Source organism: Pseudoalteromonas sp. PPB1 (assembly GCF_015356275.1).
Lineage (GTDB): Bacteria > Pseudomonadota > Gammaproteobacteria > Enterobacterales > Alteromonadaceae > Pseudoalteromonas > Pseudoalteromonas rubra_D.
In genome coordinates this window covers 66,018-81,506 of the sequence record NZ_JACEQV010000011.1, presented here as the reverse complement: position 1 = coordinate 81,506, position 15,489 = coordinate 66,018, and the positions used below count along the sequence as shown (strand labels likewise).

At 47.6% G+C, this 15,489-nt stretch carries 11 protein-coding genes; 5 read left to right on the top strand and 6 right to left on the bottom strand.

What is annotated here, in order from left to right:
* Nucleotides 1–128 precede the first annotated feature (128 nt).
* The 3 genes from IY568_RS12790 to IY568_RS12780 form a co-directional block, all read right to left on the bottom strand.
* Nucleotides 129–737, bottom strand: a complete 609-nt coding sequence (locus tag IY568_RS12790) for a glutathione S-transferase family protein (RefSeq protein ID WP_194867754.1) — start codon at nt 735–737, stop codon at nt 129–131.
* Nucleotides 738–810: 73 nt separating this feature from the next.
* Nucleotides 811–1,485 (bottom strand): type 1 glutamine amidotransferase domain-containing protein, encoded by a 675-nt coding sequence (locus IY568_RS12785; RefSeq protein ID WP_194867753.1) that lies wholly within the window; start codon nt 1,483–1,485, stop codon nt 811–813.
* A gap of 292 nt (nt 1,486–1,777) precedes the next feature.
* Entirely contained in the window at nt 1,778–5,503 is a 3,726-nt protein-coding gene (locus IY568_RS12780; protein ID WP_194867752.1) for an ATP-binding protein, read from the bottom strand.
* A 240-nt stretch (nt 5,504–5,743) separates the two neighbouring features.
* Between IY568_RS12780 and IY568_RS12775 the strand changes: the two genes are divergently transcribed.
* From IY568_RS12775 to IY568_RS12765, 3 genes are all read left to right on the top strand, one after another.
* On the top strand, nt 5,744–6,778 hold the full coding sequence (locus IY568_RS12775) for an alpha/beta hydrolase family protein (protein ID WP_194867751.1): 1,035 nt from the start codon (nt 5,744–5,746) through the stop codon (nt 6,776–6,778).
* Between the two features lie 111 nt (nt 6,779–6,889).
* Nucleotides 6,890–7,498 (top strand): hypothetical protein, encoded by a 609-nt coding sequence (locus tag IY568_RS12770; RefSeq protein ID WP_194867750.1) that lies wholly within the window; start codon nt 6,890–6,892, stop codon nt 7,496–7,498.
* Nucleotides 7,499–7,506: 8 nt separating this feature from the next.
* Complete coding sequence (locus IY568_RS12765; RefSeq protein ID WP_194867749.1) at nt 7,507–8,760, top strand: S41 family peptidase; 1,254 nt, start codon at nt 7,507–7,509, stop codon at nt 8,758–8,760.
* Between the two features lie 52 nt (nt 8,761–8,812).
* Here IY568_RS12765 and IY568_RS12760 read toward each other — a convergent pair whose 3' ends face one another.
* The gene (locus IY568_RS12760; RefSeq protein WP_194867748.1) at nt 8,813–9,925 is read right to left on the bottom strand and encodes an amidohydrolase family protein; all 1,113 of its coding nucleotides are present in this window, start codon (nt 9,923–9,925) and stop codon (nt 8,813–8,815) included.
* 177 nt (nt 9,926–10,102) lie between these two features.
* Here IY568_RS12760 and IY568_RS12755 point away from each other — a divergent pair, with 177 nt between their 5' ends.
* Nucleotides 10,103–12,511, top strand: coding sequence for an ABC transporter permease (locus tag IY568_RS12755; RefSeq protein ID WP_194867747.1), 2,409 nt, complete (start codon nt 10,103–10,105; stop codon nt 12,509–12,511).
* A 36-nt stretch (nt 12,512–12,547) separates the two neighbouring features.
* Here IY568_RS12755 and IY568_RS12750 read toward each other — a convergent pair whose 3' ends face one another.
* Complete coding sequence (locus tag IY568_RS12750) at nt 12,548–13,939, bottom strand: MATE family efflux transporter (RefSeq protein WP_194867746.1); 1,392 nt, start codon at nt 13,937–13,939, stop codon at nt 12,548–12,550.
* Between the two features lie 97 nt (nt 13,940–14,036).
* Between IY568_RS12750 and IY568_RS12745 the strand changes: the two genes are divergently transcribed.
* A complete protein-coding gene (locus IY568_RS12745) occupies nt 14,037–14,912 on the top strand; it encodes a LysR family transcriptional regulator (RefSeq protein WP_125560393.1) in 876 nt (291 codons plus the stop codon).
* Here the strand turns inward: IY568_RS12745 and IY568_RS12740 are convergent.
* Complete coding sequence (locus IY568_RS12740) at nt 14,909–15,478, bottom strand: DJ-1/PfpI family protein (RefSeq protein ID WP_125560391.1); 570 nt, start codon at nt 15,476–15,478, stop codon at nt 14,909–14,911. The genes IY568_RS12745 and IY568_RS12740 overlap by 4 nt on opposite strands.
* Nucleotides 15,479–15,489: the final 11 nt, after the last annotated feature.

Sequence of the window (15,489 nt, the reverse complement as noted above, 5' to 3'; positions counted from 1 at the left end):
AGTTTATTATCTCACTTATTAAACAATCAGTATTCTTATTATATTGATAATAAGATTCGATGTTCAGTGGTCAGCGTCAGAAAAACAGCTGCTCTGCGCAGATAAAACAAAGCAGCCATAACCACGAATTACCCTTGCTTTCTGGCGGCCTGATAAGCCTCGCGACTTTGTACCTGGTTGAGATAGCGCTGTATCTGTGGTTTATCGTCCAGCAGTTTGAGATTAGCGGCAAACTCCAGCGTGATGGTCATCATAATGTCTGCTGCACTAAATTGTGGACCGGCAAAAAACGTTTGTTTCGACAACGTTGCTTCAATATAGCCCAGATCCAGTGCCAGCTCTTTGGCAATGTATCCATCCATTGGCGCACTTCCCTCTCGCTGCTCCATACCCAGCAACAAAGTCGTGATCACTGGCAGTGCCAGCGACCCTTCGGCGAAATGTAACCATTCAAGATACTGATAATAATGGGTATCGCTTTTTGCAGGGCGCAGCGCTGTCGGCTCAGCCTGATCAAGTAAATACTCCATGATGGCCCCCGACTCACACAGCACCAGCCCGTTGTGTTCTATGGCCGGCGCTTTATTTAGCGGATGAACCTCGCCCAGACTTGCTGGTGCCAGGCGGGTATGCGGATCGCGCTCGTGGTGTACCACTTCGTAAGGCAGCTTAAGCTCTTCAAGCAGCCACAGTACGCGAGTTGAACGTGACTGATTAAGATGGTGTACTTTAATCATGAATACATGGATCCCTTGTCTGAGAAAAGTCGGCCGTACACTTATCAAAAACGACCGACGAGAATAACGATGATTACTGTGTAAGATGTCTAGCCAGTGCTACACCCACAGCATGTGCGCTGGCCGGATTCTGACCCGTTATCAGGCGTTCATCTTCGACCACCAGCTCCTGCCAGGGCTGCGCTTTTCGGTATTGCGCCGCTTTACGGGCAATGGCTTCTTCAAGCAAGAACGGAATATCGCTGATGGTGCCAAAATCAATTTCCTCTTCGCGGGTAAAGCAAGTGACTGACTTATTCGCAATGAGCGGCTCCCCGTTGCTCAGGGTGATCGGTAATAAGGCCGCAGGTCCATGGCACACTGCCGCTATCACCCCACCCGCTTCATAATGACTTGCCGCCAAAGCAGCAAACTGGTCGTCGCTTGCCAGATCGCTGAGCAGACCAAAGCCACCCGGGTAAAAAATCGCATCATAATCGCTCACATTAAGCTCTGAGACTTTCAACGTATTAGCGATTTTTTCTTGCAGTTCAGGATCTTCAAGCATCTGACGGTTCACATCATCGTCTTCTATTTCCGTGCCATATAACGGCACCTGACCACCCGCAATAGATGCAAGTTCAAAGGCAATTCCCTGTGCTTTTAATACATGAACGACATGTGTCAGCTCAGGAGCATAGGTACCATTTGCCTGATCTGTTTCGCCTAAGGTTGCGTGGTTAGTGACCGGAATTAGAACTTTTCTCATCCTACTTTATCCTCCTGAGTTACGTAATATTTGCGCAGTACTGGCGCATTTCGTGGCCAACGCGTTGTGTGTATTCACTGTAGATTATTTCTCAAAAAATGATAATGGATATAACTGGCAAACACTTTTGCCACACTGCAAAGATAAAATACGAGATAAAAACCGGGAATTCGTGCGTTTCACTCTGCGCCAATAGCCTAAAAACCACTGTGCAGGAGCCTGGTTGCTTTACTTTACCTTCCCACACAGCTATTTTTGTAGAGCTCTGTGATCAGAACCGGGCAATTTAAAATTATCTCCCAAAACAAAGGGTAAAACGCGTCCCCTCATTTGGTTTAGAGTCCACTTGTAGAGTTCCTCCCAACCCCGATACTGTCAGGTTATACACAATATTTAAACCAAGCCCAATACGTTCAGTACCGCGTTTCGTTGTAAAGAAAGGAACAAAGATCAATTCCTTTGTTTCCTCATCCATGCCAATACCATTGTCAGCAAAGCACACTTCTATCGTTCTGTCTTTTGTTGCCACATGAATATCGAGGCATTTTGAGATGCTCTCTTGCTGTTGCCAGAGCTCACCATCAAAGGCGTGGTTGATGGCATTTTTTATTAGATTACTCATAATTTGGCTCAAGATCCCCGGATCAATAGAGACATCTGGGTTATCTCCCGTGATGTTGTACACAACCTCACTTTCCGCCATGAAACCCGAAAAAGCACTAAGTACGTCTTCAAGATAGGTTTTTAGCTGCACCTCACGCTTGCCAGAATCAAACTGATCTGCAGAGATATTTTTAAAATCCTGTACCAGCTTGGCACAACGGTTCAACGAACTTTGCATGAGTTTGTCAGCTTCAATACTGAACTCAACAAACGACTCTATGTCAGACTTACGGACTTGGTTATCTGCCAGTTTTTGTTTTAGTTGTTCAGCCTGACCGCCCAGGCTACTGATGGTTGTTAAGGCAATACCCACGGGCGTATTGATCTCATGAGCGACACCTGAAACCAGATACCCCAGCGAAGCCTGTTTACCTGATTCGATTAACATTTCCTGCGCATTAATCAAATAGGTATGAGCACGAGCATTTTCCAGCGCAATAGCCGCATAGGCGCTAATAGTTCTAAGCATATTGATGGTGTTTTCAGGATAAGCATACTGCTGTGTGCTTTGCACACTCAGGCAACCTATGACTTCATCATTGATAACCAGTGGCAAATAAATAATCGACTCCGTTTTAACGCCAACAACGGGTTCTACTAATTCACCTAAGCACTCCGATAAATGCGCTTGCGTGTGTGCAATGATTTCCTTACGATTTGCTACACACCAGGGGCCAGGGCGATTTAGTTCGTTGAGCTTAAAATAGGCATTTTCTATACACTCGTCACCTTCATACCAGGCTACCATATCCAGCGTCTGCGCTTTGGTGTTTACAACCCCAACCATAAATACGAAGCTATCCAGTAACGCTGTAATTCGGGAATGAATGATTTTAAGCACCAGCTCTAAATCAAGTGACGAGGTAATGTTCTGTCCCATTTCACCCAATTCAATTAAGTACCGAGTACGTTCATCCACCAAACTTTGTAACCTGGCTTTTTGTTGCTCGAGGGCGGCTGTCCTTAGTTTCAATGCGCCATACATCAACATCAGCAACAGCGCCATACATAGCGCATAGAACCAATAAGTTTGATACCAGGCAGGTAGTTGAATGATGGGCAATAATGTCACTTTCTCTGACCATCGACCATCACTGTTCGTGCTTTTTAACTTCAGCTGATAACGGCCCGGCGACAAGTTAGTATAGGTAATGTGTGATTCTCTGGTGTAGTGCCACTGCTCATCATATCCAGACAGTTGATAGGCATATTGAATTTTTTCCGGGGCAAGGTAATCCGTCGCAGCATAGTCCACTCGAATACTTTTAGTATTGGCTGACAAGTGAAGCGAACCTACCCCTTTATTATACTGCATATTATTCACCTCCAGACGCGTTATAATCACGCGAGGGTCATAGTCCCAAGGCTGCCACCGATTTGTGTCGATCGTCACCACCCCTTGTGGCCCAGCCGCCACAATCAGCCCTTCACGAGTCATGATCTGGCTATTCTGCCAAATCGTCATATCCGGAACATGAAGTTTGTACGCAAGTTGCAAATCCGACTCAATGACCAAACCACTGGCCCACATACGCCCCTGAGCGTCCTCCTCTAATATACTGTAGATCTTAAATCCTTCTTTTAAATAACTTTGCTGTTTAAATAGAGACCGTGTAACGTCGTTGATAGTAAGCTCAGATGAACTACCATTCACCGTTAACAAAGCCCCGGTCGAGTAATTTGCAACCCATAGTCTTTCTTTTGAGTCTTGATAAACACCGGCGATAATGCCCACTAGTTCAGGGTACAGCACACCTAATGCAACGAGTTGCCGGCTTTGTGCTTCGACCAAGTAAACCCCGTTACCGGAGCCTATCCACAAGCGGTTTTGATTATCCAGTTGCATGTCTTCTACGAAGTACTGAAAGTCAGCTTGCTCATTAGATACTGTTTTTAGTTGCTCAAAGCGCTGAGTTTGTTTACTGAACCGCCATAACGAGCGCTCCATACCCACCCATATAGTGTCCGACTCATCCACAAGCACACTGCGAATAGTATCTGAAGTGGGAATTTTATAAGTACTTATCGTGTTTGTATCTGGCTGGTAAGAAAGTAGCTCGGATAAACCAGCCAACCACACATCTCCGTTACGTAATGCCTGCATATGAACCAGCTTTTGCTGAACACTTTCGGCGGGCTCGGTCAAAGGCGTGATATGACCTGTTTGGGCAGAATAGACATCAACACCACCACCGCTAAGTGCAACCCATAAATCTCCATTATTCAATTGCATAACGCGATAAACATCTGTGGCACTCAAAGTATTTTTAAAATCAGGTACTTTGGCTACTAATGTGCTGACGTCACTCACTGCATTAAGTTTATACAAACCTGTGCCCCACGTGCCGACCCACAGTAACCCGGAGCTATCTGCCAAAAATGCACTGGCATTATTCCCTCCGATTGAGAATGCGTTATTATCCTGATGAGAAATAACTTTCACCACCTTTGCTGTATCTCGGTCAATGACCAGAATACCGCCAAGATATGTGCCCGCCCAGAGTGTATTATCGTCGACCTTGAGCAGTTCAAAAGTCAGTAATTTACTGATGTCTACATCAAAACTCTCAGAAGCAGTGACTGACATCATAATATTGTCCCGTATGTTGTATTTGTGTATTCCTCCTGAGCGTCCAGCCAGCCAAATGATATCTCCCTCTAACAGTGCAGTAGCCAATTCGCCTTGCTCAAACACTTTGATTTGTGTACCAGTGAGTGCGCGTTGCTCGATATCTACGGCTACTTTACACAGCTGCTTACTGCCAATAAGCCAAAATGTTGCAGTATCTTGCCAAACAAAAAAGCGGGGTCGGCTTTGCTCATACAAACAACCAGAAATATTAGGAAAAAGCCCCTTGTAACCTTGTGTCGGGTCTTGCCAGACGACACCTGCGGTGGTGGCAATCATCACCTGCCCGGTGTCACTTCCTTTAATATCGAAAATTTGATTGCTTGAGGGTTCGCCTTCAATCACGGGAGACTGGTTAGTAAAAGTCCCACTCACAGGGTCAAAAACTGACAAGCCTTTCGCCCTCGAACCAATCCATATATGCCCATTGGGTGCTTCCCATAAACGATATACATAATTAGCTACCAGACTATTGGGCTCATTTTTTTGATGTACAAAACGCACAAAACCGGTCCCATCGTAACGAAACAACCCCTCTTGCGTAGTCAGCCAAAATACACCTTGTTTGTCCTGGATCAGATCCGTGATCACTGGCATTTTTCCTTTATCACCGACAGGCGCAAAAAACCGGGAACCAAGGTGGTCAATGCTATTTGCAACACTCAGCATTGGTAAAAGGAGGGCAGATAAGATAAGCACACAGGTAAGCATGATACGGGTAGCCATATATGTAACCATCCAGAAAGGTTTTTCTTAGCTTAGTACAACCAAAAAACAACGCCACTAAGCTGAACAATGCAGCACCAAGAAATGGTGCTACTGCGTGTCACAAATCCAATCTGTATGGCCGCTGAAGTCCTACAGCTAATTACAACTTTCCACAGAGCTTTACACCCTCAGAGCAGGTCATTCTATATGGTAGGAGTCTGTTGATTATTGGACGTATCAGTTAAAGGAGAAATCATAATGTCCAGATGGAATCCAACTTTTTTCACTGCCTTCTTACTTATACTGCTTTGCTTACTCAGCGGTTGTCATAACAGTAACCAAGAGCTGGTTGAAGACCGTGTCATCACCTTCAGCTCAGGCGAAAACACATTACATGCCAGACTGGTGGTACCTAAAGTACATCAAAGCAACGATGCTATCGTCTTACTTATACATGGGGATGGTGCAATGGATCACAGCGCCAATGGCTACTTTGAGCCAATTATCACCACTTTAAACGAGCAACGATACGCGACTCTGTCCTGGAGTAAACCTGGTATTGGCAATTCTGACGGCGACTGGTTGGCCCAAACTATGTCACAACGTGCAGAAGAAGTCCGCAGTGCCATTCGCTATCTGAGACAAAATGGCTATCCAGATAACCCTATTGGCGTGGTTGGCTTCAGCCAGGCAAGCTGGGTGCTGGCCGATTTAGGCAACGAGCCCGAAATCATGTTTGCCGCCCTGATAGGTGGCGCTGCAAACTGGCGAGAACAAAGTAAGTATACAATGTGGCTGCGCCTGATAGAGGAAGAGCAAATTCACCCTGACGACACCGCCGTCTGGCAAGAGATTGAAGAGCTCAACGAGCTGGAGTATCAGCTTATTAAAGCCGGATTTAACGACTACCTGGGCAGTGACCTACATTTACATCCATTTATGGCACAACCATTGGAAGATGAAGCACGCTTTCGCTTCGTACGTGCGAATATCGACTCCGACGTCAGTCTTGGATTTGCTCAGATCCGCTTTCCTATGCTGGCGCTATTCGGTGATTCAGATATCCGAGTTGATATTGAACATAGCCAGCAGGTATTTACTAATACCGTAGGAGCACCAGACAAACTGACTCAAAAGGTGATCAGCAATGCCTCCCACAGCCTGCTTAAAACCGAGCTGCCGATGCGAGCAGCACTGTATTTAACTGAAGATGATTTTGCACCTGGTGCACTGGACACACTGGTCGAGTGGCTGAATACACACGCTCACAAGGCACAACCACAGCGCTTATAGGCTTAAACCTGGGTGAAGCTGCAAGCAAACTTCACCCTCTTTTCGCTTTTTAGTTGCATGATAGCTATAAAATCAATACCTTAGTTATATAACAATAAAAAATACCCAATCATGTTGTACATCATACTGACCATTGCACTGCTGGCGCTCAGCGCTTTACTGTTTACCCCGTCTTTCAAGGCCTTCACACACCGTTACGAGGTAGCCTGTAATTTTATTCTGACCCTGGTTGCTACCTTAGTCGGTGTGCTGCTGGCAATTGCGATCAGCAACTACGACGCAGATCGAAAAGAAGTCAAAGATTTGATTAAGGTGCTCCATGCTGCAGAAGCCGTCGTTGAGGAAAGTTTGGAATACAGTATCAGCCTTCATGAGGCCTATCAGCAGAACATCGATAAATATGGCGAAAAACAAGCGTTTTTTACCCGCAATCCACTCGTTTACCCCCAATACCTGGATAATATGCTCACCCAGAATCTGGTAAGCAAAAACCTTTCCATGGAAGGGTTAAGCGAACTCAATGAGCACCTGATCATCTTGCAGCGCTCCCAAAAGGTTGCACCTGAAACTTTTATTGCCAGCATGCGCTATATCAAGCAAATACTGATCCTGGAGCGTCGATTTCAAAACGCTGAGCTGTCAGAGCAAGATTACATGCAAATGCAGGACGAACACGAAGAGCAACTGGTACGCCCCAACCATAACACCAACAATAATTAAGGATAGCCATGCGTTTACTACTCGTCGCAACACTTCTGGCAGCCAGTGGCATGAGTCACGCCACTGCCAAAATAGATGACAAGCAAAATCTCCTGACGCCAAATCAAATACAACAGGATCTACAAAGCTTTATTGATTATGTCCGGCTAGGCTACGCTTACCGCGATGAGAAGCAGACTGACTTTGCTACCTTTGAGCAATGTGTTCGCCAGCAAAGTACTGAACTCAAAGACAAGATGCAGCTCTCGAGACGACTTAATCACTGCCTGGAGCACTGGTATGATCATCATGCCGATGTAACGCCCAGACCCAAAGACTATTACTTACCTATGCCCACTGCCAGCGGTCTGTGGGCACAATGGCAAGACGGAAAAGCCATAGTGACAGATGTGCCATTTATGGGACCTGCCTACCAGCAAGGCTTTCGGGCAGGCATGCAGGTGCTGCGTCTGAATGGGGTGCCTGTTGAGCAAGCCATAGAGCAAGCCAACGTTTCTGGTTTTGATGAGGCAAGGAGTTGGACACTTAACCGATTACTCACAGGTAAGCGTCAGCAACGGCTCTCCCTGGAAGTCCACTGGCGTGGTAAGACCGAGATAAAACTGCTGGATATTGAAGCTATTGTACAGGAGGTGATAGCAGAAAAGCCGTTACTCACGCAAAAGCGATTTGGAGCCGTTGGCTATATCCGCCCGGAAAATAGCCTGGGCAATAACGCGCTGATCCAGGCTTTTGATGACGCCATGCATCAGTTGCAAGATACTCAGGCGATGATCCTCGATTTACGTCACACACCCAGCGGCGGCAACACAGAGGTAGCAAGAGGCATTATGAGCCGCTTTATAAATGTTCGTCAGCCCTATCAAACCCATGAGCTGGTATCCATCGAGCGCGAGTTTGGCGTGAAACGCGCCTGGCAGGAATTTGTGTTTCCACGGGGAGACTTTCAGTACGACAAACCCTTAATTGTACTTTGTAATAAGTGGACTGGCAGCATGGGAGAGGGCCTGACCATAGGCTTGCATGGCATGGGCCGGGCGACGGTTATTGGCACTCAGATGTCTCAGCTACTGGGTGCCATATACAGTGAAACTCTGCCACATAGCCAGCTTAACTACCTGTTACCCAGAGAAAAGCTTTTTCACATCAACGGGACGCCACGAGAAGCCTTTATGCCTGATCAGGTCGTAGAGCAACAAAACCATGACCAGAGTAAAGACGTTATTCTCGACATCGCCTTAAAGCAACTACAAAGTCTGTGAGCAAGCTTACAGCAGGCCTTGCCATACAAGGCCTTTCAGCGATTACATTGCGCTATTTGCATATCTCAGGAGCCTGGTAATCCAGCTTCATTAAATCAAAGTAGTTTTGCCCCAGCGCGATATATCGAAAGGCTTCATCATCCAGGTACTGATTAATGCGGCTATTGATCTCAACTTCACGCTGGTAATCCCTTTGCTGATAGCCTTTTGCTGCCACAATATCACTGCCAGTCAAAATACGTTTTGGATAACGATTGAAAAACGCCACATACTGCTCACGTATTGCCGCATGACGAAAATATGCCTCATATAAAACTCGCCATGAAATATCCAGCATCAGATTAGGGTAGGTATCCAACAACCGGGATAAAATCGCAATATGTAACTGCGGATCCAACCTGGTTTGCTCCCGAGACAACCCCATATGAACCCAGACGATCGGATTTTCCGGGTAACGGGCCAGCACACTCTCCATCAGATGCAAATACTTGGTTGGCGCCTGATCTGAGCCGATATCAGCATGAATTGACAAAGGCATAGGTGCCCTGCCCCCTCCTGGCCCTCTGAGTCTGGCCATAAAGGGCGCCCAGTCATCAATTCGCTGTGGCGGCGTTGCCCGGTGCGAATGAGCGAACAAGGCTTGTTTTACCAGATTCACCTCCCCCATCCAGGTAAAAGCAGGCCCAAACTCCTCGTCCAGCAGTGCCATTTGTTGCGCTATATGCTGAGGCTCACTAAGGTCAGCAAAGCTCATCGACAGAGTCAGGTGGACTTCCTCATTAGGATACAATAACGCGTTGGATGCATTGATCACATCATTTCTTATGGTCGGCTTAATTTCACCCGCCGGACACACCGAAAAGCGCTGACAACCACTTTGTGCGCTAAACATTTGCCCAATCCCAAAGGCATTCACAAATAACACGCCAGCTGGCTGAAAATAGCTGATCAATTCAGGATAAGGAACGGCCTCTCCACCGAAAGGGCGGAAGTGGGCATGGGCATCCACCACGAAAGTATAAGGTTGGGTGTCCCTGTCATAACAAGCCTGCTCTGCGCTACGCTTAAACTGTGTCAGATGACGTTCGCTCTGCGTATTTTGACAAGCCGCGGTCAAGGCCATTACCATCGGCAGCAATACGGCACGTATTTTAGGTATTTTCACGATTTTCTCCCAGCCAGATTGAACAATGGCAACACGACAATTCCGGACTTTGGGTCCGCTTTTGCGATTGATAGCAGCATGAAATATATAACCAATTGTTATCATTATACAATTTTTCTGGTTCATTCTTTGCTGTAGACTCAACCCTCATCACGGATCATTAAAAGGATGTTGACCATGTCACAGCGTTATCGCGACTTTATCTGGTTCACCTGTTTTCAGCCAGCGCTTATGCAACTGCGCAAGCAACCACGCTGGGCATTGAGCATGTTTGTCCTGCTGACACTAACTCTCAGTGCCGTGCTCTGTGTTGCTGCTGTGCTCTACCACATTTGGTTTAAGCCGCTCCCCTACCCCCAGCCACAGCAGGTACATCTGCTGGGTCATCACCGTCAGGCCAGTGCCGCTGGACTGAATGATCAGGGCTGGCCTTATCCCGCACTCACGCAGCTGTTAGATGCGATAAGTCAGCCTTCTTCGGCATCAGACAATGAAGCATTACTAGCCCTTTACTATGCCGAAGAGGTGCCCCTAAACACCACCTATCAGGAGAAAATTAAAACCGCTTACGTCAGTGGCGACTGGCAAGCGATGCTGGGAGCTGAACTCATTCATGGTCACAGCAATGCGTTGTTAGCTGCGCCAGACACTCAGCCACAGGGTGCTGTGATCAGCCATGCCCTGTGGCAAACCGCTTTCGGTGGTACATCAGATATCTTAAAACACCATCTCAATATCAATGGGGTACGTCACCCTATACAGGGCGTTGTTGACTCAAAATATCATCCGCCCGAACTATTAAAACCTGGCTGGCAGCCAGAGCTCTGGCTGCCCTGGCGTTTCAACAACTCTGAATATAAAGAGTACTGGCAAAGCCCTGATCCGAACATTCGAGTCCTGTTGCGTACACCGGCACCTCAAACGCAAATTGTTGGCTTACAAGCCAAAGTAAATGGATCAGCAGCCTTGCATGCACCTGCACAACTCAGGGACTGGCAAACCCGTCTAACCGGATCCCCCCTGAAAGCTGCATTGCGTGGTGACCATCCGGTTATTTTTATTGTCTTTACCTGTACGCTGGCGTTATTGTTTCTGGCAAGCCTGAATCTGGCGCAACTATTTTTGCTCCAGTTGCTGCAAAGCCGGCATCAGCTGGCTGTGCGTTCTGTGGTTGGCGCAAAATACACAACGTTGCGTAATACCTTATTGTGCCAGCTGACTTTATTAATAGTCCCTTCACTGGTGCTCGCCGTGGGACTAACGCATCAGGCACTAACCTATAGCAATAAATGGTTATCACAGTTCATTTATCAAGGTGAACAGCTGACCGTTAACTGGCAGATCGTATCGCTGGCATGCCTGCTGGGAAGTGTAATCCTGGCTTTGTTCATGACCTTAAGCCACAAACATTGCCAGCCAGAAAAGTTACTGAACAGCCTCAAACGCAGCGGCAAAGGCCAGGCTGCACAACTATCGCAAACAACAATCAGGCGCTTTGTTGCGTCTCAGGTATTGTTAGTTTCCCTGGCAGTTTTGGCGTGTACTCAGCTCGTTAGGGACAACCTGAAGCAGCTAACTCACCCGCTGGGATTCGACACCCAACAGATCTATGAACTGGAGTTCAATGTTGCCACTCTTGACTGGCAGGGCTGGTCAGCTTATGCACCAATGGCAAAAGCGTTTAAACACTCTTTGCTGCAAGAGCCTGGTGTAATAGCAGCCAGTTTCGCCCGCACCCCACTTAAAGATGACTTCCAGTTTAATGTCACTGCATCCTGGAACGATACCCGTTATCTGCCATTTCACCGTAATGTGGATCAGGATTACTTTAGAGTACTGGCACAAAAGCTTATTGGAGGGCGGACCTTCACCGCACAAGACATCGAGGAGCAACGCCCCGTAGTAATAGTCAATCGCACATTCGCCCGTCAATTGGGTGGTGAAGTGCTGAATAAGACGCTGAAAATTGATGGTGTACAAGCACAACGCATTATCGCTGTCATCGAAGACCTGCAACTGCCCGGAAAGCCCATTTCACCGGCACGCATTTACCTACCTAACTTTGGCTCTGCGACTTACCTGCTGGTTAAACTTGCACCAGGGATGACCTTGAGCAAAACACAACTCAGTGCGCGGTTAAAACAACAGCATCCGCAATTTGTGCTAACCCAGTGGCGCGCATTGGAAGAAGAAGTTGCACACGCCCATCAATATCGGCGTATTACAACCTGGCTGCTGGTCTTTATCAATCTGCTGATCCTAATCATTACTGCTTATGGCGTATACAGCCTGCAAAGCTACGCAGCTTATCTTCAGCAAGGGGTAGTCAAAGTTCATTTAATGCTGGGAGCAAAACGTCGTCAGGTATTGTTGGCAAGGATCCGTGCATTTTTGCAGCCCGCATTGCTCAGCCTTACACTTGCAGTGATCGCGATAAGCTTGAGCTGGCCGTGGCTCGACACATTAATGGTATTTTCTCCCAGCCTGACACTCATTGCAGCAAGCTTAGCCGGTGTGATTGTGACCCTGGTGGTTATCAGTCTAATCACAGCCCGCCAATATATTCCAACCAAGCGGTTGTTATGATGTGTAAAGGGGGTTTCCATCCCCCCTTTTTATATACTAACCGCGGACCTCTGTGACCTGTTTTAATCGCGATAAATCCCGCCACAACACAGGTGCCACAATCAAGGTTAGCACCAAGTTTGACACTGGCACTGATAACCATACTCCATCTACGCCAAACTGATGTGGCAGCATATATAAAAATGGTACCTGAATGGCCATGTTCCCCAGTGAGATCAGAAGAGATTTCCCCCCCTGATCCAGTGCTACATAATACATGGCAGCAAGAAAAATAAACCCATCCAGAAACACCATAGACAAATGCAAACGTGCACCACGTTGCGCCTCATTGAGTAGTGCTTGCTCCTGAGTAAAGAAGGACACGATCGCTTCGGGAAACACGTTCAGGCACAGCACAATAACGAGACCAACCGACAAACTCACCTGGCATGCCAGCTTAAGGGTTGCGCGGATCTTTTGTATTTGTCCTGCACCATAATAATAGCTCACCGGTGGTTGCATACCACTGGCAACCCCTTCAGCAAAGAAGTAATAGATCACCCCAATATAACCAATGAGCGCAAAAGCAGCGACGTGTAGCGGCTCACCATAAGTCAGTAACTGTTTGTTGTGCAGCGCAGTAATAAAAGCAAAATACAAAAACATCACCAACCCGGATGCCCCTTGGATCAGAGCGCGCCTCGCCAGTTTCAAAGAAAAAGTTAGCCTGCTTAAGCGCAGTCCGATACCCGCTTTTGATGAGCAAAAATAACTGAGTGCCAGTATGCCGACCAGAGATTGCGAAACCACACTGGCCCAGGCTGCGCCAGCAAGCTGCCATTGCAATAACACGATAAACACATAATCCAGTACAATATTGGTCAGTGCACCGAGGATTAATAACCACGTAGCCACGCCCGGACTGCCATCATTGCGGATCAACATGGGCAAGGCGCCTGCAGCCATGGTCGCTAACGCCCCCCAGCCAAATACCGACAAATAGCTGTAACCGAACTTAAGTACCTCTCCACTGGCGCCCTGCAAATCAAGCAACAAACTGCCACTGGCATACAAACCTAAACTGGTTATCGCTGCCAGTATCAGCAGTAACCAGATACTGGTTGCCAGCACAGCATGCGCCTGAACGCTGTTTTTGGCACCTCGAAACAAGGACAAAAGGCTCCCCGCACCTATGCCTACCAGTGCACCCAGGCCCGCTATCAGGCCCACTACAGGCCAGGCGATATTCACCGCAGCCAAACCATCGGCCCCAATAAAATGGCCAACGAATACCCCATCAACAACCTGATACAGCCCGTTCACCATCATAGCTGCGATAGCCGGTATGGTGTAACGCCAAAATGTTCGGATCACCGAATCTTTGTGCTTGTTCGCCGGACCTTTGTGATTTTGACTGAGCTCTGTCAGCTCAACATCGTGCGTTTGCATAAAACTCCCCGCTCATTGCGAATACCCGCTATTATGCTTAACTATCGGATGAAAGAAAGTTAGTTACTATCCGCTTTTCGGATACTTTGGAGCCTTTATGCACTGGACACTCGATCAACTGGAAGCCTTTGTGACTGCCGCAAGAACGGGGTCATTTTCTGCAGCCGCCCGAAAACTGGGTAAAGCCCAGTCCCGGATCAGCACAGCTATAGCCAACTTGGAAACCGATCTGGGTTTTGAGTTATTTGACCGCTCAGCTCGATTGCCGGTGTTAAATGCCGCGGGGCATGACCTGTTCGCGGAGGCAGAAGCGGTGCTTATGCAATGCCAGCGGTTACAGTCCAGGGCGCTCTCTATGAGCTGCGGAGAGGAAGTATCTCTGACCGTCGCCATGGATGAGGCTGTTCCCATCAATGCCTTTGAAACCCTGTTTGAACAACTGTCACATCAGTTTCCTCTCCTGAAACTATCTATATTAAACGGTTCACAGGATGATATTGCGGGCTGGGTTGATGAACAAAAAGCCGATCTGGGCATTTTATTTCATCAAAAGCCTCTTTCACAAAGTCTCGATTTTACGCCGCTTGGCAGCTTTGAGCAGCGCCTGATAGTCGCCCCTCATCACCCGCTGGCATCACACTCTCAGCCAACCGTAGAACAATTAAATCAGCATCGGCAGCTAGTGATCCGAGACCGCATAGGCCACAGCCAGTCTCAGGCTATTTCTTCTTTTCACTGGCATGTAGACAGCTATTACTATATTGCAGGCCTGGTTTTAAGAGGTGTTGGCTGGGCACTGGTGCCTGAGCATGTCGTAAAGTCTCACTGGTTTAACGAAGCGGTTGTCACGCTTTCCACCCGACATATTCCTGGCTCTCTGACCGTAGACATGGGTCTGGTCAGGCGCAGAGACAAAGCAACAGGGCCCGTCATTCACTGGATTTACGACACCGCTTTATCAATGGCACTTTAGAGCCAGTTATAGTCCATTTGGCGGGCCGTTTTAATCGCCAATGATTTGCCAAAATGCAGCTTTACCAGCTCAAGGCTCATGTCGATACCTGCTGACACCCCCGCAGAGCTGGTAAAATTCTGATCCATGACAAACCGTTTATCCTCACACACTTTCAGGTGCGGATAACTGGTTTGCAACCGTGCCAAATCATCCCAATGCGTGGTCACTGATTTACCGTCAATTAGCCCAGCTTCGGCAAACAAAAAGACCCCAGTGCACACTGATGCACAGCGACGGGTATGCGTCGCTGTTTCAGCCAGCCAGGCCAACACAGAGGTATTGCTGAGTACATGCTGATGCTGCCCACCTGCAACAATCAGTAAATCAAATCTGGGATGACCGTGAATGCTGTAATGCGGGTTTACAGACAAACCACCACGGCAACTGACGGGTGCATGACTGGGTGCAATCAGGCTGACGTTTACGGGCTCGTCTACAAAACGAGCAGCCGTGCTGAACACTTCAAATGGGCCGCTAAAGTCCAAGACTTCAACGCCATCGTAAATAAAAATACCGATTTCCATTGAATGATCCA